Below are 21,146 nucleotides of genomic sequence, written 5' to 3'. Positions count from 1 at the left end.
GACCAGCGCCGGGCCGATGCCCGTACCGCCGCCGCGGGCGGCGCGGGCGACGGCGAGCCGTCCGCCCCACCACCAGCCGAGGTCGACCGCGGTGGCGGGATGCAGCCGGACGCCGCCGAGCAGTGTCCCGCCGGTCGCGCGGGCGACGAGGACGACGGTGCGTTCGTCGTCGTCGGCGTCATCGCGGTCGGTGCCGGTGAACAGGCCCTGTTCGGTGACGAACACCTCATGGCGCAGCCGCCGGTAGGCCCGCAGGTCCGCCTCGCCGGCCGCCACCTCGATCGTCCACGCCGGCCGGGCGGCGCCCAGCGCCGGTGCGCCGAGCAGGACGTTGCCGAGTTCCATCAGGCACCCGCCGAGGACAGCGCGCTGCAGGCCCCGCAGGCGGCGCAGCCGGCGCGCTGCTGCGAGCCGTGCATCCCGGCGGCGCGCAGCAACGCCGCGACCCGGGTCGTCACGTCGGTGACGACCGCGGCGGGCGGCGGCGACGCGCCGTCAACGTCGGTCGCGAGCGTGCCCGCGATCGTCCGCAGCGGCACGACGAACGGGTACACGCCCATCTCGACGAGTTCGGCGGCACCGGCGACCAGCTCGTCGGGATCCTCGCCGAGCCCGATGATCAGATAGGTGGAGACCTGGTTGCGGCCGAAGACCCGCACCGCCTCGCGCCAGGCGGCCCGGTACTCGGCGAGGGGCACCGAGCCTTTGCCCGGCATCCAGCGCCGGCGCGCCGCGTCGTCGAGCGACTCGACGTGGATGCCGATGCTCGCCGCGCCCGCCGCGCGCAGCTCGGTGATCGTCGCGAGGTCACCCGGCGGCTCGCACTGCACCTGCACCGCGAGGCCCGGCACGGCCGCGAGGACCGCCCGCGTGCAGCGGGCCAGGTGCCGGGCGCCGCGATCGGGCCCGGCGGTCGTGCCGGTGGTCATCACGAGCTGGCGGACACCGTCGAGGCGCACCGCGGCCTCGGCGACCTCCGCGAGTTGCTGCGGCGTTTTCACCGCGGTGGTCGAGCCCCGGCGCAACGACTCCTCGATCGCGCAGAACCGGCAGCGCTCCTGCGCCCGGTACCGCACACAGGTCTGCACGACGGTCGTGGCCAGTACGTCCGCGCCGTGCAGACGGGCGATCTGGTGGTAGGGAACGCCGTCGGCCGTGGTCAGGTCGTAGAAGGCGGGCCGGCGGACCGGCTCGACGGCGAGGCCGAGGTCGGCCCCGTCGAGCAGCAGCCGGCCGTCGCGCACCTGGTAGGGACTGGTCGGGACGATCGGCAGGGCGGCACCGGCGCCGCCGAGCAGGACGTGGCCGTCATCGGAGGGGCCCGCGCCACCGTGGCGCTGGACAGGTGCGTCGAGGGCCACGCCGCAGACCGCGAGTTCACTTCTCAGCGCGGTGCTCGCCACCGTTACACCATGTAGGTGGAGTTGATGATGGCACCCTTGCGGGCGTAGTGGATCACCGCGTCCTGCACGTCGAGCGGGTGTGCGGGGATGACCCCGGCGATGAGGTCCTCCTCGCGGGCGCCGTGCAGCGCGAGGCCGAAGCGGCAGCAGTAGACCGTGCCGCCCTCCTTGATGAAGGTCTCCAGGGAGAGGTTCATGTTGGTCTCGCCGGGGAACGCGGCGTCACCGGTGGTGGGGAAGCCGCGGTTCGCGACGCAGTTGATCGCTCCGGGGCCGTAGAAGTAGATCGCCGACTCGAAACCCTTGCGCAGCGCCCGGGTCGCCTGGAGTACGGCGACGAAGCTCACCGAGGACTCGTGCGCGATGCCGTGGACGAGGGTGAAGTAGCACTCGCCGTCCTCGGCCTGGTAGTCCGGGAAGATCTTGGTGCTGCCGTAGAGGTTGCTGCCCTTGGGCAGGGAGGGGTGCGGGATCTCGGCCAGGCTCCTGGCGATGTTCTCGCTGATCGTTTCGTCCAGGGACATCGTGTTCTCCTCGTGGTGTCGGGTGGGTGCCGCTCGGCGACGGTGCCACGGCCGAGTTGACCCTGACCGGGGTGATGGTGCGGATTTGGGGGACGGTGGAGACGGCGGGGTGCGGATCGTGGGGGCGGGGGGGCCGGCCGCCCCCCCCCCCCCCCCCGGCGGGGGGCCCCCCCCCCCCCCCCCCCCCCCCCCCCCCCCCCCCCCCCCCGCCGCGGGGGGGGGGGGGGGGGGGGGGTGGGGGGGGGGGGGGGGGGGGGGGGGGGGGGGCGGGGGGGGGGGGCCCCCCCCCCCCCCCCCCCCCGCGGCTCGTGGGGGTGGGGTGGGGGTCAGTCGTAGAGGGCGGCGAAGTTCGCGCCGAAGACATGCCGGGCGAGCTCGCCGTCACCCACCGCCGCGGCGAGGCGGGCGTACTCCCCGGCGTGGTCGCCCCAGGGCTCGTCGGAGGCGAACAGCAGCCGGTCGTGGCCGAGGCCACGGCGGTCGATCTCGGCGGCGAGCCAGCGCGGCGCGAAGCCGATCGACCAGCTCAGGTCGGTGTAGACGCGCTTGCCGGCGGCGACCCAGTCGAAGAACCGGCCGCCGGCCAGCTTGATGTGCCCGCTCATCCCGCCACCGAAGTGCACCAGGTGGATCTTCGCCTGGTCGCCGAAGCGCTCGACCAGCTTCCCGACCTGGTCGATGTCGCTCGCGGCGCCGGGCGAGGTGTGGATGTGCACGATCAGGTCGCGTTCCACCGCCGTGGCGAAGATCTGCTCCAGCTGGGCGAGGCAGTCGGCGTCCTCGACGCTGCCGCCGAGCAGGAACGTCGTCTTCAGCGCCCGCACGCCCGGTTCGCCCGCCAGCGCCAGGGCGCGGGCGGTGAGCTCGGCGTCCTGCGGGCGCGGGGAGACGAACAGGCCGGCGCGGATGCGGTCATCGTGCGCCGCCGCCTCCAGCACCAGGTCGTTGAGCTCGAAGGTCCGGGCGACATCGGGCACCCCGTAGTTCGGGATGACCAGGGCGCGCGTGGTGCCCTCGCGGTCGAGGTCGGCGACGAGCTGCGCGACCGTCGCCCGGGCGTTGACGTCCGGGTTCACGGCCGGACCTCCGTAGAACGGGTAGGCCGGCAGCACACCAAGGTGTCGGTGCGCGTCAGCGAGTCCGGCGAACGTCATGTAATGAGTACAAAGTTTGAGAATTTCGGATTGATGGCCTTCGGAACAAGTTCGTGTGTCATGCGCGGCCGCCTCCCCCGCAGGCGATCGGGGTCTTCGACGAAATTCCTGCCCAGGAACCTCCTCGCCCCGTTGCGGTGATCGCATCCAGTCTGCCGGACGAGGGGCGATATCGCCCCCGCTCATAGCCATCGTGTTGATGTGACCGCAATTTGTCGACGCGATCTGGGGAAACAACACCGCCGCGGGGCACGATGGGGCCCCGGATCAACCCGGTCGAGCTAGGCGACGGTCGCCGCCGATGTGGTCAGTGGTCTGCTGGTTGGGCGGCATCGGTGCTGGTAGCGCGCCTGCCCTCGAGATCGGCGGCCTGCTCGACCTCGAGCAGGGACTCGGCGTGCCGCTCGGCCTCGAAGGCCGCCGCCCCACCGCGGACCCCGAACAGCCGCTTGCTGACGATCAGGTACGCCACCGCGGCCACGTTGATGATCAGCGCCCCGATCCGCAGGAACGTGATCCGCTCCGTCAGCTCGTAGACCTCCAATGGCAGGAACGCCGAGGTCGCCACGACGGCGAAGTACTCACCCCACCGCTTGAGCAGCCACAGCCCGACCGCTTCGACGATCTGCACCGCCGCGTACCCGAACAGCAGCAGCGCCACCAGCAGCAGCGTCCTGGGCTGGGTGTGCACCAGGTGACGCAGGTGCTCGATGGTGGGGGAGTGGTCGAGGTCGAGATGCAGCACGTCGGCGAGGGGCCGCGCGGCCGGCACCGCCCGGTCGAACAGCCGCTGCACCTGGTCCTCGGACCGGCGAAAGCGCAGGATCGCGTAGGCGACCAGCACCATCAGCAACGCCCGGATCAGCCTTTCCAGCGCGAGCAGCCGCAGCACGGTGGCGTCGCGCAGCGCCCGGCCCCGCAGCAGCGTCGGTGCTTCCTGCGCGGGACCGGACTGCCGCGGCTCACCAGGGACGAAGTCCCCGCAGCGCAGGCACCGCCAGCTCGGCCCGGCCGGCGTCGCCGCGGTGAGCCGCGCGGCCAGGTCCGCCTCGTCCGGCCGGTAGGTGGCGTGGCCCTTGCGCGAACAGGCCCGCAGTTCCCAGTCCACCCGCATCCCCTCCCACCCGCTCCGCCGCGTTCTGCCGGATCCGCCGAGTCTCCCAGCCGCCGGTGGCCGGCGGGGCGGCCCTGACAGTTCCCCGACATCACGGCGGAGGAGGCCGCCCATCCCGCCGAGGCCGCCCATCCCGCCGAGGCCGCCCATCCCGCCGAGGCCGCCCATCCCGCCGAGGCCGCCAAGGCCGCCCGAGGCGAGCGGGGTGCCGCAGCGAGCATGCCGACCATGACCCGAAGGCGCCCTCGTCGCTTCATTGCCGTAACGGCAATGAAGTTTGCCATTTTCATTCACCGTGGCGGACGCTGCGCTGCGGAGGTGGTCGGACATGAACGACTCGGATATGAGCGACTCGGCGCGCAACGGCTCGGACAGCAACGGCGGCGTGCGGGATGACTACGAGGTCGTCGTCGTGGGCGGCGGCCCGGCGGGGCTCAGCGGGGCCCTGATGTTGGCCCGGTCCCGGCGCTCGGTGCTGGTGCTGGACGCCGGCGTCCCGCGCAACGCGGCGGCCGAGGGGATCCACGGCCTGCTCGGGCACGACGGCGTCGCGCCGGCGACGCTGCTGGCCCGCGGCCGCGCGGAGGTCCGCCGCTACGGCGGCGAGGTGCGCGACGCCGAGGTGGTGGGCGTGTCCGGCGTCCAGGACCGGTTCACGGTCACGCTTGAGGACGGCCGGTCGGTGCGTGCCCGGCGGGTGCTGGTGACGACCGGGCTCGCCGACGTCCTGCCCGACGTGCCGGGACTGCGCGAGCGCTGGGGACGCGACGTGGTGCACTGCCCCTACTGCCACGGCTACGAGGTTCGCGACCAGGCGATCGGCGTGCTCGCGACCGGGCCGATGTCGGTGCACCAGGCGCTGCTGTTCCGGCAGCTGAGCGACGACGTCACCTATTTCTCCCACCAGTGCGCGCCGACGGCCGAGCAGGCGCGGCAGCTCGCCGCCGCCGGCGTGCCCGTGGTCGACGGCCCGGTCGCCGAGCTGGCGGTCACCGACGACCGGCTGACGGGGGTGCGGATGTCCGACGGGCGGATGGTGCCCCGCGCGGCGCTGGCGGTCGGCTCGCGGATGGAGGCGCACGCCGGCTTCCTCGGCGATCTCGGGCTGGTCCCGCAGGAGCATCCCAGCGGGCTCGGCGCGCACATCCCTGGCGATCCCGCCGGTCGTACGACGATGCCCGGGGTGTGGGTCGCGGGCAACGTGAATGACCTCGGCGCCCAGGTCGGCGGGGCGGCGGCCGCGGGCGCCTGGGCCGGCGCCCAGATCAACGCGGACCTGGTCATGGCGCGAACCCAGCAGGCCCTCGAGACCATGGCCGCGACGGCGCGGCCGAGCAACACCCCGGCCAACCAGGCGGACGAGCACCACGCCGGCCACGACCACGACCACGACCACGACCACGACCACGACCACACGGGGCCCGGCAGCGCCGCCGAGTTCTGGGCGGGGTTCTACGGCGAGAAGCAGCCCTGGACGGGCCGCCCCAACCAGCTGCTCGTCCGCGAGCTCACCGAGCATCCCCTCGACGGCGCCGGCACCGCCGTGGACGTGGGCTGCGGCACCGGGGCGGACGCGATCTGGCTGGCCCAGCGTGGCCTGCGAGTCGTCGGCGTGGACATCGCCCCCGCCGCGCTGGCCCGGGCGGCACGGGCCGCCGAAGCCGCCGGGGTGGCCGATCATGTGCGTTGGGCCTGTCACGATCTCGAGACGGATTTTCCGGCGGGCACCTGGGACCTCGTTGCCGTCTCCTACCTGCACTCACCCGTCGCGTTCGAACGTGAGCAGGTCCTGCGCCGCGCGGCGGCCGCGGTCGCGCCCGGCGGCACCCTGCTCATCCTCGGGCACGCCGGCGGCCCGTCCTGGGCGCCCGAGGCGCAGGTGGACTTCCCGAGCACCGATGCCGTGCTCGCCGCGCTGGACCTGCGGGGCTGGACGGTCGAACGGGCCGAGCGCCGGACCGTCGCGCTCACCGCACCGGACGCGACGGCGGGTTCCAGGCCGGACACCGTCCTCAGGCTGCGGCGAACTCCCATCGCCGGGTAGGCGCCGCCGCGGGGCGGGGGTGGCCGGTCAGGAGGCGTCCGGGGCTGACCGGCCGGCGCCGCGGGGGCGGGCCCGCAGGTGCAGGCGCTGGCCCTGGGGGCCGAAGATGCTGAGGAACTCGACGGCGTTCTCGTCGGCGCCGCCGAACCAGTGCGGGACGCGGGTGTCGAACTCGGCGGCCTCGCCGACGGAGAGCACGAGGTCGTTGCCCGCGAGGACGATCCGCAGCCGGCCACTGAGAACGAACAGCCATTCGTAGCCTTCGTGGCTGCGCGGATCGGGGGCGTCCAGCCGCGGTCCCGCGGCGATGATGTGCTTGAAGGTCTGGATGCCGCCGGGGCGGTGGGACAGCGGCACGACGGTCATGCCGCCGAGGCGGATGGGTTTGCCGTGCACACGGGGGTCGCCGGTCGGTGGTGCGTCGACGAGCTCGTCGAGCGGCACCCGGTAGGCCCGGGCCAGGGGAAGCAGGAGTTCCAGCGTCGCCCGGCGCTGACCCGACTCGAGCCGCGACAGGGTGCTCACCGAGATACCAGTGCTGGCGGAGAGTTCGGCGAGAGTCGTCTCACGCTCCCGGCGCAGCCGGCGCAGCCGCGGGCCGACGGCGGCGAGGGTCCGGTCCAGCTCGTCGTCCCGGGAAGCGCCCGCCGTCATCGCATCAACCTACGTCGGCGGTCGGCCGCTCCCGCACGGACCGCCGTGCTGGCCGGGCACCGGTCTCGATCCTTCAGGCGGCGCGGGCGACCGGCTCGGGCGAGGTGCCCGTCGTCGGCGCCGGGGCCCTCGTCGCGGCGGGGCCGGGCAGGGCCAGGCGCAGGATGCGCTTCCAGACACTCACCGTCTGTCGCGGCAGCGACCCGGTCGCGTAAGGAAGGCCGAATCGCTCGCACAGGGCGCGCACGCGCGGCGCGACCTGCGCGTACCGGTTGCTGGGCAGGTCGGGAAAAAGGTGGTGTTCTATCTGGTGGCTCAGGTTGCCGCTGAGGAGATGAAGCGCCGGCGGGCCACTGAGGTTGGCCGAGCCAAGAAGCTGCCGCACATACCAGTCGCCCCGGCTCTCGCCGTCGATGTCCGCCGCGGTGAAGGTTTTCGTGGCCTCGGGGAAATGGCCGCAGACGATGATGGTGTGCGCCCAGATGTTGCGGACCACGTTGGCCGTGAGGTTACCGAGCAGGACTGGAAGGAAGGCGGGGCCGGCGAGCGCCGGAAAAACCATATAGTCCTTCAGGCCCTGGCGGAGGATCTTCTTGAGCATGTCCCGGAGCTGGCCGCGAGCCTCGTCCCAGGACTTCTCGCCGCGGAAGACCCGTTCGATCTCGACGTCGTAGATCGCGATGCCCCATTCGAACAGGGCCGCGAGCACGAGATTGTACAGCGGTTGGGCCAGGTACACCGGGTTCCACGGCTGCTCGGGGCTTACCCGAAGAATGCTGTAGCCAAGGTCGCGGTCCCGGCCCAGAACGTTCGTGTACGTGTGGTGTACGTAGTTGTGCGTGTACTTCCACCCGTCGGCGGGGGACGCGGAATCCCATTCCCAGGTGGTGGAGTGGATGCGTGGGTCGCGCATCCAGTCCCACTGGCCGTGCAGGACGTTGTGGCCGATCTCCATGTTCTCGAGGATCTTGGCGAGGGAGAGCATCGCCGTGCCGGCGAGCCAGGCCGGTGGCAGGGCGGCGGCGAACATCACCGCCCGCCCGCCGATCTCCAGGCCGCGCTGCAGCGCGATCACCCGCCGGATGTACTGGGCGTCCTGCTCTCCCCTGCTGGCGAGAACCTCGGCGCGGATGAGGTCGAGTTCGCGGCCGAGGTCCTCGATGTCCTGGGGGCTGAGGTGCGTCGTTGCTGCCATCGGCCTAATCCTCAAAGATCGATTTCTACGTCGCCGGCGGCGGCGGACACGCAGGTCTGGATGAGTTCGCCGGCGGTGCCGTGCTCCACGCCGGTGCGTAGGTCGCGAACCCGACCTTCGGTCAGGGGGACGAGGCAGCGGTGGCAGATGCCCATCCGGCAGCCGCTGGGCATGAGCATGCCCGATCTTTCGCCCACGGTCAGCAACGGGGTGTCCGCCGACGCGGTGGTCTCCCGCCCGCTACGGGCGAAGCGCACCCGCCCGCCCTGTCCGTTGCCGGTACGCAGGTTCGGGTGGAAACGCTCGGTGCGCAGCCGCGCGCCGATGCCGGCTTCCCGCCAGTGCGACTCGGCCTCGTCGACCAGCGCGGCGGGTCCGCAGACCCAGGCCATCCGCTCGGGGAGGTCGGGGCACAGGGCGGACAGCGCGGCCATCGTCAGGCGCGCCGGGTTCCCACCGGCCGGACGGGTGTGCTGCTCATGCAGGCGCAGGGTCGGGAAGCGGGCGGCCAGGCGGCGCAGCTCCGGCCCGAAGATGACGTGGGACGGGCCCGGCGCCGAATGCGCGAGGACGACGTCAGGCATGCGCTGGCCGGCGGCGAGGTGGCGCAGCATCGCCATCACCGGGGTGATTCCGCTGCCGGCGGTCACGAAGAGCAGGCGGGCGGGAACCTCGGCCGGAAGAACGAACGTCCCCGTGGGCTGTCCGAGCCGGACCGTGTCGCCCGCGCGCAGCGCGTGCACGATGTGGCGGGACACGAGTCCGTCGGCGCTGGCCTTGACCGTGATCGAGAGGAGGCCGTCGGAGCGGCCGGGAGGGGAGGACAGCGAGAACGTCCGCGAGTGCCACACCCCGTTGATGCGGAACCCGGTGTCGATGTGCTGTCCCGCGATGTGCTGTCCCGCGGTGACCTGGCGCCAGCCGAGGCCGGGACGGATCAGAACGGTCGCGGCGTCAGCCGTCTCCGGGACAACGGCCGTGACGCGGCCGGAAGGTTGATTCCGTGACCACAGCGGGTTGAGTGCCGCGCGGTAGTCATCGGGAGTGAGCGGGCTTGTCAGGGTTGCCGCGGCGGACGCGAGCAGTGGCCTGATACCCAGCATCCGGTCTTCTCTCCTGTCGCTGGTCGAGAAGCCTGGTGCACGAAGGGTCGCAGGACGCCGGAGTCTCCTCGCGGAATTCTGCAGAGCGACCGACGACGGGGGGGTGGGCCGGTTGCCACCCCGCCGCTGTCAGGTCGGAAGCGACCTGGTGCGACTTGTACGGAAGAAGGCTTCTTGCCCGCTGCCGGACGAGTTGGCCGCAGTCAGTCGGGTTAGATCAGAGGCTGTACCTGAGCGGCTTGCGGGCCCTTCTGCCCCTGCTCAATCGTGAAGGAGACGCGCTGGCCCTCTTCGAGGGACTTGTAGCCGTCTCCCACAATCGAGGAAAAGTGGGCGAAGACGTCGGGTCCTCCGCCATCAACCGAGATGAAGCCGAAGCCCTTTTCGGCGTTGAACCACTTCACAGTACCTTCGGACACGTTCTTTCCTCGTTCCCCATGCTGCGGCACACCCGCGTGGTGTTCCGGCTTTGCGCCGATTCTCGCCGTCGGCGATCATCGTGATGCCATCCTGTGTGGTGACCGGCGGCACCAAGGAGAAGAGCAACGTGTCCACGGTACACCCTGGGTCACGGCCATGTGGCGGGAGCGTGGCGTCGACGGCGTTTCCGCTGGCCGCGTTGGGATGTCGACGCTCCCCGGGCGGAGTTCGTGAACGTCGACGGCCTGGGCATGACCCCGCCGTTCCCGTACGATGAGGACATGGCGGAAGATGATCTGTGGACCACCGCGGACGTCGCCAGCCGCCTGACGATCTCGGTCGAGCGGGCCCGCCGCCTGTGTTCTCGCGATGATTTTCCTCAGCCGGTCGAGTCCGCGCCGTACTTCGACCGCTGGCGGGCCGGCGACGTCGAGGCGTGGCTCCTCGACGGCAGGGGCGGTCACTGACTGTCGCGACCATGCCGCCTCCTGACGCCGTGGCGGCAGTGATCGGCCCGGGGAATCTCGCGGACTCCGCATCGCATGGGTGCCAGTGATCCGCGCTCCAGGTGCGCCGCGATCGTGGCACGGGTCTCCAGATCGCGGTTGTCCAACAGCCACACGTCCCAATGCCGTGCAGCGGTAGGTGGACTCCGTCGCGGCCGCTGGTGTTGACGTCCTGGGCGTTTCCCTCCCGAGACCGAGCGGTCGGCGGGTGATGATGTCTCGTTTTATCTCGGTGCAGCGGCCGTGGATGTCGCCGCCCGGGAGCGGGGAGACGCCGGGGGCCAGGGCGACCCGCTCAGCTCGAGGACGCCTGGAACTCGAGGACGCCCGGGAGCGGTCGCCGGGCAGTTGTTGACCGTCGGGCGCCGTCGTAATCTAATTTGATGTCGGTTTCAATTTCCGCGGACTCGCGGCCCCGCGGCAACGCCTGAGCCGGGCCCCGGGTCGCGGCCGGACGAGGAGCGTGGTGGCAGCCATGGAGACGGTATTGATTCTCTGTACGGCCGACCCCGCGCGGATGAGCCTCCGGGTGTGCTGCACCCAGACCTTCCCGCGTGGGCTGGGATGGCTGAGCTGATGTCGGCGCCCGCGGTGCTGCTCGGATCCCCGCTGGGCCCGTTCGCCGGCGCCCTGGACCCGGACCTGCTGCGTCGCTACGCCGAGGCGACGGCGGACCCGTCGCCCCGGGTCCGGCTGGGCGAGGTGGCACCGCCGGTCGCCCTCGTGACCCAGATCTGGGCGGCGCAGAACGCGGGCCTGAGGGCGGCCGTGCCGGCCGAGGTGAGTCAGGCCGCCACCGGCGGCGTGCATGGCGAGCATGACATCGTCCTGCACCGTCCGATCCGGCCCGGTGAGCCGCTTCGTATCTGGGTCGAAGGCCAGAGCGCTCGGCCGGCCGGACGCAACAGTCTCGTCACTTTACGTCACACCATCCGGGACGCGGCTGATGCGCTGGTTGCCGAGCAGTGGTGGACCACCGTCTTCCTCGGCACTACCTGCGCCCGGGCGGGCGAGCCGCCGGCCGAGCACACTTTCCCGGCCGCGGCGCGGGAGCGTCCGGTCGCGACCTGGGAGGCCGAGGTCGACGAGGGGATGGCGGCGCGCTATGCCGAGGTCTCGGGTGACCACTCGGCGCACCACTTCGACGCCGACGCCGCGCGGCGCAGCGGTTTCGACCGGGTGTTCCTGCACGGCCTGTGCACGATGGCGCTGTGTGCCCAGGGGGTCGTCGAGCGGGTCGCGGGAGGGGACCCGGCGCGGGTCCGCCGGATCGCGGTCCGCTTCGCCACGCCCACCTTTCTCGGTGAACGGCTGCGGGTGCGCTACTACGACGCGGGCCCGCTCGGCTACGCCTTCGAGGCCGACAGCGGCGGCACGCCCGTCATCACCCACGGCCGGGCCGAACTGCGCTGAGCCGCGTCCGGTCCCCGCCGCGTCGCCATCGATCACCTGCGAGGAGTGACCGTGACCAACACCAGCCCGATCCTGGAACTCGGCCTGAGCGGGGAACTGGGCGAGGAGGCCGCCTTCGGGCGGGCTGAGGTCGTCCCCGAGATGTGCGGGCCGGGTGGTTCGGCCCTGCGCACCTCCATCCTGGCGACGTGGGCTGACCTGCTGACCGGCTCGCTCGCCGTGGTCCTCATGGGCCCGCGGATCCCGATCACCCTGGATCTGCAGGTGGAGGTCGTCGAGCCGGCGGAGCCCGGGGACGAGATCAGCCTCGAGGGCACGGTGCTCAAGCGCGGCCGCTCCGTCCTGGTCTGCGAGACGCGGGTGCGCCGGGCCGGGGGGAGCCTCCTCGCCGTTGTTCACACGACGTTCATGCTGTCCCCGGATCCCCGGCACGTCTTCCCCGATGGCTACCTGCCGGGGATACCGGAGTCGAAGGGCCGCCTGCCGGTGCCGTTCGCCGAGCGGGTCGGGTGCGTCGTGGGGGTGCCGGGTACGGCCGAGGTCGCCCATCAGAGCGGCGGGACGAACGCGGCCGGGGCGATCCAGGGCGGGCTGGTGGCGCTCGTCGCCGAGGAAGCCGCGTTCTCCCTGTTCGACGAGCCGAGGTTCCACCAGGCGATGGTTATCCGCTACCTGCGCCCGTTCACCGTCGGCCCGGCCCGGGCGGTGGCCGAGCGCCATGGTGAAACCTGCCTGGTCCGCCTGACCGACGAGGGGGCCCGGAAACTGGGTGCCGTGGCCACCCTCCGCCCGATCTGAGGCGGCCCCGAAACCTGCCTGACCGCGCCCCGCCCGATGACCCTCTCGATGAGGGAGCAGATCAGCCAGCTTCAGCTGATCGTGAGGCGGAGGCGTCCCCATCCGGGTGGGTGCCGCGGTCGAGGCGTGCGCCAAGCATTGATCATTTTGTGATCCCACGTTGAGGTTGCGAAGGGGTGGGTTTCGGGGACGCTCCCGGGCCCGCTTCCGTCCTGTGGTTTCCAGGACACTGCGCACTGCGGACCTATGTCGTCCGGGGCATGACCCTCTGTGCCTACGGGCGGCGTATGTCCGGCAGTCTCCGTCGACCCGGGAACCCCGTTTACTGCCTTTGCTAGCCGAAGGCGAACAACCGAGGGCGCGAGGACAAACTGGCCGAACATCCCAGAACGGTCCGAGTTCGCGAGGACGTCCTGCTCGGCGCGATCGCGACCTTCTACACCGAGCGGGAGTTCGGCCGCAGCCGGGTCGCTCCTCTGACCGCCGAGCTGGCGACCTACGACGACCGGGCCGCCCAGGACCGGGCCGCCCAGGAACGGGCCGCCGAGAGAAACAGACTCCAACGCAGGCTCGATGACCTCGCGCGCAGGCAGGACAACATCCTGCGACAGGCGCAGGAGGGAGACCCGGCTGACCCGTTCACCCAGGGACTTCGACGCAGCTACTACGACCTCGACGCGGCGGAACGCTCCGCCGCGCTGGCAAGAATCGAGGACCTTGACATGACAGAGGAGTCCGAACCGGACCATCCTGGCCCCGACAGCCTCACACTTCTGGAAGCCCTACCGGCGCTCCAACGTCACGTTCGACCGGGCGCCGTTGCTGACCTGCACGAGCGAAGCCACACCCCGAAGCGAAGCGAAGACCACACCCCAACACCAACCCCAAAAGGGGAGAAGCCCTAACCCCCGCCCCCGCCCGCCGCAGGGGGGTCCCGGGGGGTCACCCCCCGGCCAGCACTACAAGACGCAAATGGTGCCGCGAAGCCGGCACACACCACCCCAAAGTCGCGTGCCCCCGGCAGGATTCGAACCTGCGCCACCGCCTCCGGAGGGCGGTGCTCTATCCCCTGAGCTACGGGGGCTCGGGGCTGACGCGACTTACGTTACCAGGAGGGAACAGCGGATCGTGCGACCGGGTCGGCCGTAAGCTGCCGGTGTGTACCCCGCTGCCCCCCGGATCCTGGTAGTCGACGACGACGCGGTGATCCGTCAGCTTGTGGTCGTGAACCTCGAGTTGGAAGGATTCGAGGTCCACACGGCGGTCGACGGTGTCGACGCCCTGGAGATGGTGCGGGAGGTGAACCCGCAGGTGATCACGCTCGACATCATGATGCCGAGGATGGATGGCTGGGACGTGGCCGCTCACCTTCGTGAGGATCCCGTGACCGCCAACATCAAGCTGATCATGCTGACCGCCCGTGCGCAGGAGGCCGACGTCCGGCGCGGCTCGCGGATCGGCGTCGACTACTACCTGACCAAGCCGTTCGACCCGGACGAACTGATCACCGTGGTGCAGAGGCTGGCGGCGGGCCAGCCGGTCTGACGGGCGCGGTGGGTCGGCGGCCGGCCCCGGTGTGCTGCCGCGCCGATAGCATCGCGACATGACCCCCGCCGATCTCGCCGATGTCATCATCGCGGCCATCGGTCGCGCGGTCGCTGACGGCGACCTAGACGTGACCGTGCCGAGTGCCGTCACGGTGGAGCGCCCGAAGAACCCCAAGCACGGGGACTACGCGACTCCGGTGGCACTCCAGCTCGCGAAGGCGGCCCGCCGCCCGCCGCGCGCTGTCGCCGAGGTACTCGCCGGTCGCCTCGCCGCCGAGAACGGCATCGTCCGCGTCGACATCGCCGGCCCCGGCTTCCTGAACCTCACCCTCGCCGGCTCCGCGCTCGGTGAGATCGCCCGCGGCGTGCTGCGGGCGGGGGCCAGCTACGGGCACGCGGCCAAGGCGCGGGACGTGCGGGTCAACCTCGAGTTCGTCAGCGCGAACCCGACCGGCCCGGTGACGCTCGCCTCCGCGCGCTGGGCCGCGGTCGGCGACGCGATGGCCCGGATCCTCACGGCGGCCGGGTTCTCCGTCGGCGCCGAGTACTACGTCAACGACGCCGGCGTGCAGATCACCCGGTTCGGTGCGTCCGTGCTGGCCGCGGCGGCGGGCGGGGAGATCCCGGCGGAGGGCTACCACGGCGCCTACGTCGCGGAGATCGCCGCCTCGGTGCTGGCCGACCGGCCGGACCTGCTGGACCTGCCGGCCGACGAGGCGCTCACCCTGGCGGCCCAGACGGGTCTGGCGCTGATGCTCACCGAGATCCGCTCCACGCTGGAGGGCTTCGGGGTCCACTTCGACCGCTGGGCGTCGGAGCAGGAGCTGCATGACACGGGCGCGCTCACGGCCGCCGTCGACGACCTGCGGGCGCAGGGGCACGTGTTCGACTCCGACGGCGCGGTGTGGCTGCGCACCACCGACTTCGGCGACGACAAGGACCGGGTGCTGGTCAAGAGCGACGGCCAGACCACCTATTTCTGCGCCGACGCCGCCTACTACCGGGACAAGCGGGGCCGTGGTTTCGACCAGCTCGTCTACCTGCTCGGCGCGGACCATCACGGCTACATCGCCCGGCTGAAGGCCATCGCCGCCTGTTACGGCGACGACCCCGAGACCAGCCTGGACGTCATCATCGGGCAGCTGGTCTCGCTCACCCGGGGCGGCGTGCCGGTGAAGATGTCCAAGCGGGCGGGGACGTTCGTGACCCTGCACGACCTCGTCGATGCGGTGGGCGTCGACGCGGCCCGCTACTCCCTGGTGCGGTCCTCCCTTGACTCGGCGATCGACCTGGACCTGGACCTGGTCGCCCGCCAGACCAGCGACAACCCGGTGTTCTACGTCCAGTACGCGCACGCCCGGATCAGCTCGCTGCTGCGCGGCGCCGAGGCGCTCGGACTCGCCGTCGCGCCGGACGGCGCCGACGTCGCGCTGCTCACCCACCCCCGCGAGGTCGAGCTGCTGCGGGCCCTCGGGGAGTTCCCGCGGGTGGTCGAGGCCGCCGCGGCCCTGCACGGGCCGCACCGGGTCGCCCGCTACCTCGAGGAACTCGCCGGCATCTACCACCGGTTCTACGACGCCTGCCGGGTACTCCCCCAGGGGGATGAGCAGGCCGGCCCGCTCACCGACGCCCGGCTGCTGCTGGTCGCGGCGACCCGCGTCGTGCTCGGCAACGGGCTCGGGCTGCTCGGCGTCAGCGCGCCCGAGCGGATGTGACGGCGCTATGACAGGCAGAGGCGATATGAACGCGACCGACTACCCAGCTACCACAGCCTCAGCGGCGCCCGGGGCGGGTGCCCTGGAGGAGAACCTCTGGCCGGCCACGGCCGCTCTCGACCCCGACGGCGTGTTGCGCGTCGGCGGCGTGCGGGTCGACACGCTCGCCGCGCGGTTCGGGACACCGGCGTACATCCTGGACGAGGACGACTTCCGCGCCCGTTGCGCGGCCTGGCGCCGTTCGTTCGCCGACTGTGACGTCTACTACGCCGGCAAGGCGTTCCTGTGCCGCGCGGTCGCCCGCTGGGTGGCCGAGGAGGGCCTGCACCTCGACGTCTGCACCGGCGGCGAGCTGGCCGTCGCCCGCTCGGTCGCCTTCCCGCCCGAGCGGCTGCTGTTCCACGGCAACAACAAGTCCGTCGCCGAGCTGCGGGCCGCGCTCGCGTACGGCGTCGGGCGGATCGTCGTCGACTCCTTCGCCGAGATCGACCGGCTGGGGGCGCTCGCCGCCGAGGCGGGGGTGCGCCAGCGGGTGCTGATCCGGGTCACCCCGGGCGTGGAGGCGCACACCCACCACTACGTCTCCACCGGCCAGGAGGACCAGAAGTTCGGCTTCTCCCTGGCCGGCGGTGCGGCCGCCGAGGCCGTCGAGCGCGTCCTCGTCGCGCCCGGCCTGCAGCTCGTCGGCCTGCACGCGCACATCGGCTCGCAGATCTTCGACACCGCGGGCTTCGGCCTGGCCGCGCACCGCATGGTCGGCCTGCTCGCCCGGGTGCGCGACACCCACGACCTGGAACTGCCCGAACTGGACCTCGGTGGCGGCCTCGGGATCGCCTACACCGGTGAGGACGCCCCGCTGGACGTCGACGACGTCGCCGAGCGGCTGCTCGCCGTGGTGGGCAAGGAATGCGCCGCCGCGGGGCTCGCCGTACCGCGTCTCGCCGTCGAACCGGGCCGCGCGATCGCCGGCCCGACGACGGTGACCCTCTACGAGGTCGGCACCGTCAAGGAACTGCCCGGCCTGCGCACCTTCGTCAGCGTCGACGGCGGCATGAGCGACAACATCCGTACCGCGCTCTACGACGCCCGGTACACCGCGCGGCTGGTGTCCCGGCCCGGCGCTGCCACCCCCGGCGTGGTCACCATCGTCGGCCGGCACTGCGAGTCCGGCGATGTCGTCGCCCACGACGTGCCGCTGCCGGTGGACGTGCGCCCCGGTGACCTCGTCGCGGTGCCGGCCAGCGGCGCCTACCACCGGTCGATGGCGAGCAACTACAACCACGTCGCCCGCCCGCCGGTCGTCGCCGTGCGCGACGGCGCTGCCCGGGTGATCGTCCGCCGCGAGACCGAGGAGGACCTGCTGCGTCTCGACACCGACCCGGCGGCCGAGCCGACGCCGACGGTCGCCCCGGGCACCGCCGCGGCCAGCTCGGCGCAGGCCCGATGAACATCGCGTTGCTCGGCTGTGGAGTCGTCGGCAGCGAAATCGCCCGGCTGCTGCGGACCAGCGCCGACGACCTCGCCGCGCGGGTCGGCGAGCCCCTGGCGCTGGTCGGGATCGCGGTGCGCGACCCGGGCCGGGCCCGTGACCCGGAGATCGACCCGGCGCTGTTCACCGCCGATGCTGCCGGGCTCATCGCCCGCGACGACGTCGACCTGGTGATCGAGGTCGTCGGCGGGATCGAGCCGGCCCGCGGGTGGCTGCTGGCCGCCCTGCGTGCCGGCAAACCCGTGGTCACCGCCAACAAGGCGCTGCTGGCCTCGCATGGCACGACGCTGCACGACGCGGCTGCCGACGCCGGCACGGACCTGTACTACGAGGCCGCGGTCGGCGGGGCGATCCCGCTGATCCGGCCACTGCGGGAGAGCCTGGCCGGCGACCGCGTCCGTCGCGTGCTCGGCATCGTCAACGGCACGACCAACTTCGTGCTCACCCGGATGGACGAGACCGGCGCGTCGTTCGCGGAGGCGCTCGCCGAGGCCGGCGCGCTCGGCTACGCCGAGGCCGATCCGTCGGCGGACATCGACGGCTTCGACGCCGCCGCCAAGGCCGCGATCATGGCGCAGCTGGCCTTCCACACCCGGGTGACGATCGACGACGTCTACCGCGTCGGCATCGGTGAGGTCACCGCCGCCGACATCGCCAGCGCCCGGGAACTGGGCTGCACCGTGAAGGCGCTGGCCGTCGCCGAGCGCTCGGCGGACACCGAGGGGATCAGCGTCCGCGTCCACCCGGCGATGATTCCGCGCACGCACCCGCTGGCCGGGGTGCGTGAGGCGTTCAACGCCGTGTTCGTCGAGGCCGAGGCCGCCGGCCAGCTCATGTTCTACGGCCAGGGCGCGGGCGGTGCTCCGACGGCCTCCGCGGTGCTCGGCGACGTGGTCGCCGTGGCCCGCAACCGGCTCGCCGGACGGCGCGGCCCAGGTGAGTCGTCGTACGCGGCGCTGCCTGTGCTGCCGATGGGCCGTACCGTGACGAGGTATCACGTGAACCTCGATGTCACTGACAAGACCGGCGTGCTCGCGACGGTCGCCAGTGCCTTCGCGCGTCACGATGTGTCCATCAGGAGCGTCCGTCAGGACGGCCGCGGCGATGACGCGAGCCTTGTCCTGGTGACCCATGCCGCCCCGGACGCCGCTCTGTCCGCCACCGTCGAGGAGCTTCGCGGCCTCGCCGGGGTGCGGGCGGTCTCCGGTGTGCTCCGGGTCGAGGGAGGTGAACCGTGACCACGGCTTCGTCCATGACAACCGCGTCCGGATCGACCGTGTCGGGACCGACCGCCACAGCGGCGCCGGTCGCGGCGGGAGCAGGCACGGCCACGGCCCTGCCGCCCGAGCGGTCGCACCGGCCGTGGCGGGGCATCATCGAGGAGTACCGGGACCGGTTGCCGGTCGACAGCACCACCCCGGTGATCACTCTGCGTGAGGGTGGCACCCCTCTCGTGCCCGCGCCGCATCTGTCCGAGCTGACCGGCTGTGAGGTTCATCTCAAGGTCGAAGGGGCGAATCCGACCGGTTCGTTCAAGGACCGCGGCATGACGATGGCGATCAGCCGTGCCGTCGGCGCTGGCTCGCAGGCGGTGATCTGCGCGTCCACCGGTAACACCTCGGCCTCGGCCGCGGCCTACGCGGCCCGCGCCGGCATCACCTGCGCGGTGCTCGTCCCCAGCGGGAAGATCGCGCTCGGCAAGCTCGCTCAGGCGCTGGTCCACGGCGCGCGGCTGCTGCAGCTCGACGGCTCGTTCGACGACTGCCTGCGGGTCGCCCGCGAACTCGCCGACACCTCGCCGGTCACGCTGGTGAACTCGGTGAACCCGTACCGCCTGGAGGGGCAGAAGACGGCCTCCTTCGAGATCGTCGAGGCCCTCGGCCGGGCGCCTGACATCCATTGCCTGCCGGTCGGCAACGCCGGCAACATCACCGCCTACTGGCGGGGATACCTCGAGGAGGACAAGCGCGTCGGCGCGGGCCGACCGCGGATGTGCGGGTTCCAGGCGGCGGGCGCCGCGCCGATCGTGCGCGGCGAGATCGTCACCTCGCCGCAGACGATCGCCACCGCGATCCGCATCGGCAATCCGGCCTCCTGGGACTTCGCCGTTGACGCGCGTGACTCCTCCGGCGGGCTCATCGACGCCGTCAACGACCGGCAGATCCTTGCCGCCTACCGGTTGCTCGCCACCCGGGAGGGCGTGTTCGTCGAGCCGTCCAGCGCGGCCAGCGTCGCCGGCCTGCTGCTGGCGCGCGCCGACGGCCGGATCGAAGCGGGCCAGCGGATCGTCTGTACGGTCACCGGCAACGGGCTGAAGGATCCCGAGTGGGCGATCAGCGGTGCCAAGAAGCCGGTGACGATCCGCCCGACCGTCGCGGGTGCCGCCGAGGCACTCGGGCTGAAGACCTCGTGACGACGCGGGCGCCGGCCCGCCGCGTCAGGGTGCGGGTGCCCGCGACGAGTGCGAACCTCGGGCCCGGCTTCGACTCCTTCGGCCTGGCCCTGGCCCTGTACGACGAGGTCGAGGTGGAGCGGACCGCGGCCGGGCTGAGCGTCGACGTCGTCGGCGAGGACCCCGTCGCCCAGGACGAGACACATCTGGTGGTTCGGGCGATCCGGGCTACTTTCGACGTGCTCGGCTGCCCGCAGCCCGGTCTCGCGCTGCGCTGTGTCAACCGGATCCCACATGGGCGCGGTCTCGGTTCCTCCGCGGCGGCGATCGTCGCCGGCATCACCGCCGCGGCCGCGCTGGCGCAGGACGGGTCGGCGCAGGACGGGTCGGCGCAGGACGGGTCCGGGCGCGACGCCCGGGGCGGGGACACCTCGGCGCGGACCGGGTGGATGCTGCGGCTCGCGAACGATCTGGAGGGGCATCCCGACAACGTCGCCGCCGCGCTGGCGGGCGGATTCACCGTGGCCTGGCAGGATCCGGCCGGCGCGTCGAGCCTGCGGGTGACGCCGTTCGACGAGCTGCGCCCGGTGGTCTTCGTGCCGACGCTGCGGCAGTCCACCGAGGCGTCGCGCGGGGCGCTGCCGCAGCGGGTCCCGCTGGCCGACGCCGCCCGCACGGTTGGCCGGGCGGCGCTGCTCGCGCTGACGCTGGCCGCGACGGAGCCCACCGCCGTGGTGCGGCGGGTGGAACTGCTCCTGCGGGCCACCGAGGACGTCCTGCACCAGCCCTACCGGCTGCCGTCCGTGCCGGCCACGGGCCTGCTCGTGGCCCGGCTGCGTGAGCTGGGGATCCCGGCGACGCTGTCCGGCTCCGGTCCGTCCGTGCTCGCGCTCGCGGTCGGCGGCCAGCAGGCGGCGACCGCGGTGGGCGCGGCGGACGCCGGATTCTCGGTCGTTCCGCTGACGGTCGACCTCGGCGGCGCGTGGGTCGACCGCCTCGACACCGACTGAGGACACGGCCGGTCGGCGGGCAATAGCCCCATAAGGGAATTTTACGGTCGGTCGGTTCGTCGAGTGAGCCCTTGGTCGCGGTGATGTGTCACATCGGGAAGTCCTGACGTCTCAAGGTTGTTGCCGAGGTGTCTGCCGCTGGATAGTCTGGTGACTGCACCCGCTGCCACCGCGGCGCGTGCTCGCTCCCGCTGCGTCGCTCTGGCTCTGCCAGATGGACCGTGGTTCGGGACTCCGGTGTTACGGCCTCGTCGTCGTTGCCTCGGCTCCACACCGGCACACCTGGGCGGGATCGGCGAGTTCGCTCGCGGCAGTCGGCCGCTGGCGCCGTAGACGGGCACAACCTGTCGCCCTTCCGGTGCTGTACATCCCCTTCATCCGGCATCTGTGTGCAGGCGAAGAAGGTTTCAGACGCTACGCCCGGCTCGTCTGTCGAGCCAGTTCCTTCAGGGAAGGAAAACCTTGAGCGACACCACCAACGTGCTGCCAACGAGCGCACGTGAGTCTGCGGCGCCTGCAACGCCCGCGACGCCCCACGAGGGCGGGCTGGCGGACGCCGGCCCGGGGGGGGGCGCCCCGGGGTCCCCGGCTCGGGAGGCGGCGGCCCGCCGGGGGAGCGGCTCAGCGGCCGCGGCCACCGCCGCGCAGGATCAGGGACATTCCTT

Annotated in this window: 19 protein-coding genes and 1 tRNA gene; 10 read left to right on the top strand and 10 right to left on the bottom strand. The window is 72.2% G+C overall.

Annotation, left to right across the window (positions count from 1 at the left end):
* The 5 genes from MXD58_RS04250 to MXD58_RS04230 form a co-directional block, all read right to left on the bottom strand.
* Positions 1-345: lysophospholipid acyltransferase family protein (locus tag MXD58_RS04250; protein ID WP_518477105.1), on the bottom strand; the 345-nt coding region annotated here is incomplete at its 3' end.
* A complete protein-coding gene (locus MXD58_RS04245) occupies positions 345-1,403 on the bottom strand; it encodes an MSMEG_0568 family radical SAM protein (RefSeq protein ID WP_248836743.1) in 1,059 nt (352 codons plus the stop codon). The genes MXD58_RS04245 and MXD58_RS04250, both read right to left, overlap by 1 nt.
* 2 nt (positions 1,404-1,405) lie before the next feature.
* Entirely contained in the window at positions 1,406-1,927 is a 522-nt protein-coding gene (locus MXD58_RS04240; RefSeq protein ID WP_248836742.1) for an MSMEG_0572/Sll0783 family nitrogen starvation response protein, read from the bottom strand.
* Positions 1,928-2,253: 326 nt separating this feature from the next.
* Positions 2,254-3,081, bottom strand: a complete 828-nt coding sequence (locus MXD58_RS04235; protein WP_248836741.1) for an amidohydrolase family protein — start codon at positions 3,079-3,081, stop codon at positions 2,254-2,256.
* A 307-nt stretch (positions 3,082-3,388) separates the two neighbouring features.
* The gene (locus MXD58_RS04230; RefSeq protein WP_248836740.1) at positions 3,389-4,195 is read right to left on the bottom strand and encodes a DUF2127 domain-containing protein; all 807 of its coding nucleotides are present in this window, start codon (positions 4,193-4,195) and stop codon (positions 3,389-3,391) included.
* A 328-nt stretch (positions 4,196-4,523) separates the two neighbouring features.
* On the opposite strand from MXD58_RS04230, the gene MXD58_RS04225 reads away from it, so the two are divergent.
* Positions 4,524-6,239 carry an SAM-dependent methyltransferase gene (locus MXD58_RS04225; protein ID WP_248836739.1) on the top strand — a complete coding sequence of 572 codons (1,716 nt, stop codon included), beginning with the start codon at positions 4,524-4,526 and terminating at the stop codon, positions 6,237-6,239.
* A 27-nt stretch (positions 6,240-6,266) separates the two neighbouring features.
* Here MXD58_RS04225 and MXD58_RS04220 read toward each other — a convergent pair whose 3' ends face one another.
* From MXD58_RS04220 to MXD58_RS04205, 4 genes are all read right to left on the bottom strand, one after another.
* Entirely contained in the window at positions 6,267-6,893 is a 627-nt protein-coding gene (locus tag MXD58_RS04220; protein ID WP_248836738.1) for a helix-turn-helix domain-containing protein, read from the bottom strand.
* A gap of 73 nt (positions 6,894-6,966) precedes the next feature.
* Positions 6,967-8,088, bottom strand: coding sequence for a fatty acid desaturase family protein (locus tag MXD58_RS04215; RefSeq protein WP_248836737.1), 1,122 nt, complete (start codon positions 8,086-8,088; stop codon positions 6,967-6,969).
* Between the two features lie 11 nt (positions 8,089-8,099).
* Positions 8,100-9,191 carry a ferredoxin reductase gene (locus MXD58_RS04210; protein ID WP_248836736.1) on the bottom strand — a complete coding sequence of 364 codons (1,092 nt, stop codon included), beginning with the start codon at positions 9,189-9,191 and terminating at the stop codon, positions 8,100-8,102.
* 212 nt (positions 9,192-9,403) lie between these two features.
* On the bottom strand, positions 9,404-9,610 hold the full coding sequence (locus MXD58_RS04205; protein WP_248818743.1) for a cold-shock protein: 207 nt from the start codon (positions 9,608-9,610) through the stop codon (positions 9,404-9,406).
* A gap of 231 nt (positions 9,611-9,841) precedes the next feature.
* Between MXD58_RS04205 and MXD58_RS04200 the strand changes: the two genes are divergently transcribed.
* From MXD58_RS04200 to MXD58_RS04190, 3 genes are all read left to right on the top strand, one after another.
* The gene (locus MXD58_RS04200) at positions 9,842-10,078 is read left to right on the top strand and encodes a helix-turn-helix transcriptional regulator (protein WP_308301895.1); all 237 of its coding nucleotides are present in this window, start codon (positions 9,842-9,844) and stop codon (positions 10,076-10,078) included.
* A 603-nt stretch (positions 10,079-10,681) separates the two neighbouring features.
* Positions 10,682-11,530 (top strand): MaoC/PaaZ C-terminal domain-containing protein, encoded by an 849-nt coding sequence (locus MXD58_RS04195; protein ID WP_248836734.1) that lies wholly within the window; start codon positions 10,682-10,684, stop codon positions 11,528-11,530.
* Between the two features lie 51 nt (positions 11,531-11,581).
* A complete protein-coding gene (locus MXD58_RS04190; protein ID WP_248836733.1) occupies positions 11,582-12,328 on the top strand; it encodes a PaaI family thioesterase in 747 nt (248 codons plus the stop codon).
* A gap of 1,012 nt (positions 12,329-13,340) precedes the next feature.
* Here MXD58_RS04190 and MXD58_RS04185 read toward each other — a convergent pair.
* Positions 13,341-13,412, bottom strand: a tRNA-Arg gene (locus MXD58_RS04185).
* A 74-nt stretch (positions 13,413-13,486) separates the two neighbouring features.
* On the opposite strand from MXD58_RS04185, the gene MXD58_RS04180 reads away from it, so the two are divergent.
* The 6 genes from MXD58_RS04180 to MXD58_RS04155 are packed head-to-tail and all read left to right on the top strand — an operon-like array spanning position 13,487 to position 20,481.
* Positions 13,487-13,873 (top strand): response regulator transcription factor, encoded by a 387-nt coding sequence (locus MXD58_RS04180; RefSeq protein ID WP_248836732.1) that lies wholly within the window; start codon positions 13,487-13,489, stop codon positions 13,871-13,873.
* 58 nt (positions 13,874-13,931) lie between these two features.
* Entirely contained in the window at positions 13,932-15,590 is a 1,659-nt protein-coding gene (gene argS, locus MXD58_RS04175) for an arginine--tRNA ligase (RefSeq protein WP_248836731.1), read from the top strand.
* Between the two features lie 25 nt (positions 15,591-15,615).
* Positions 15,616-17,037 (top strand): diaminopimelate decarboxylase, encoded by a 1,422-nt coding sequence (lysA, locus tag MXD58_RS04170; protein ID WP_248836730.1) that lies wholly within the window; start codon positions 15,616-15,618, stop codon positions 17,035-17,037.
* Positions 17,034-18,317 carry a homoserine dehydrogenase gene (locus MXD58_RS04165; RefSeq protein ID WP_248836729.1) on the top strand — a complete coding sequence of 428 codons (1,284 nt, stop codon included), beginning with the start codon at positions 17,034-17,036 and terminating at the stop codon, positions 18,315-18,317. The genes lysA and MXD58_RS04165 overlap by 4 nt, the downstream gene beginning before the upstream one ends.
* A 14-nt stretch (positions 18,318-18,331) precedes the next feature.
* Entirely contained in the window at positions 18,332-19,492 is a 1,161-nt protein-coding gene (thrC, locus tag MXD58_RS04160; RefSeq protein WP_248836728.1) for a threonine synthase, read from the top strand.
* Positions 19,489-20,481, top strand: coding sequence for a homoserine kinase (locus tag MXD58_RS04155; RefSeq protein WP_248836727.1), 993 nt, complete (start codon positions 19,489-19,491; stop codon positions 20,479-20,481). The genes thrC and MXD58_RS04155 overlap by 4 nt, the downstream gene beginning before the upstream one ends.
* The last annotated feature ends 665 nt before the right edge of the window (positions 20,482-21,146 follow it).

The organism is Frankia sp. AgKG'84/4, assembly GCF_023242965.2.
Taxonomy (GTDB): domain Bacteria; phylum Actinomycetota; class Actinomycetes; order Frankiales; family Frankiaceae; genus Frankia.
Note: the sequence above shows the minus strand (reverse complement) of the source record. Positions and strands in the feature narration are given on the sequence as shown.

Coding starts and splice junctions, on each gene's coding strand:
- MXD58_RS04240 (WP_248836742.1), bottom strand. CDS start 1,927: ATGTCCCTGGACGAAACGATCAGCGAGAACATCGCCAGGAGCCTGGCC.
- MXD58_RS04235 (WP_248836741.1), bottom strand. CDS start 3,081: ATGACGTTCGCCGGACTCGCTGACGCGCACCGACACCTTGGTGTGCTG.
- MXD58_RS04230 (WP_248836740.1), bottom strand. CDS start 4,195: ATGCGGGTGGACTGGGAACTGCGGGCCTGTTCGCGCAAGGGCCACGCC.
- MXD58_RS04225 (WP_248836739.1), top strand. CDS start 4,524: ATGAACGACTCGGATATGAGCGACTCGGCGCGCAACGGCTCGGACAGC.
- MXD58_RS04220 (WP_248836738.1), bottom strand. CDS start 6,893: ATGACGGCGGGCGCTTCCCGGGACGACGAGCTGGACCGGACCCTCGCC.
- MXD58_RS04215 (WP_248836737.1), bottom strand. CDS start 8,088: ATGGCAGCAACGACGCACCTCAGCCCCCAGGACATCGAGGACCTCGGC.
- MXD58_RS04210 (WP_248836736.1), bottom strand. CDS start 9,191: ATGCTGGGTATCAGGCCACTGCTCGCGTCCGCCGCGGCAACCCTGACA.
- MXD58_RS04195 (WP_248836734.1), top strand. CDS start 10,682: ATGGCTGAGCTGATGTCGGCGCCCGCGGTGCTGCTCGGATCCCCGCTG.
- argS (WP_248836731.1), top strand. CDS start 13,932: ATGACCCCCGCCGATCTCGCCGATGTCATCATCGCGGCCATCGGTCGC.
- lysA (WP_248836730.1), top strand. CDS start 15,616: ATGAACGCGACCGACTACCCAGCTACCACAGCCTCAGCGGCGCCCGGG.
- MXD58_RS04165 (WP_248836729.1), top strand. CDS start 17,034: ATGAACATCGCGTTGCTCGGCTGTGGAGTCGTCGGCAGCGAAATCGCC.
- thrC (WP_248836728.1), top strand. CDS start 18,332: ATGACAACCGCGTCCGGATCGACCGTGTCGGGACCGACCGCCACAGCG.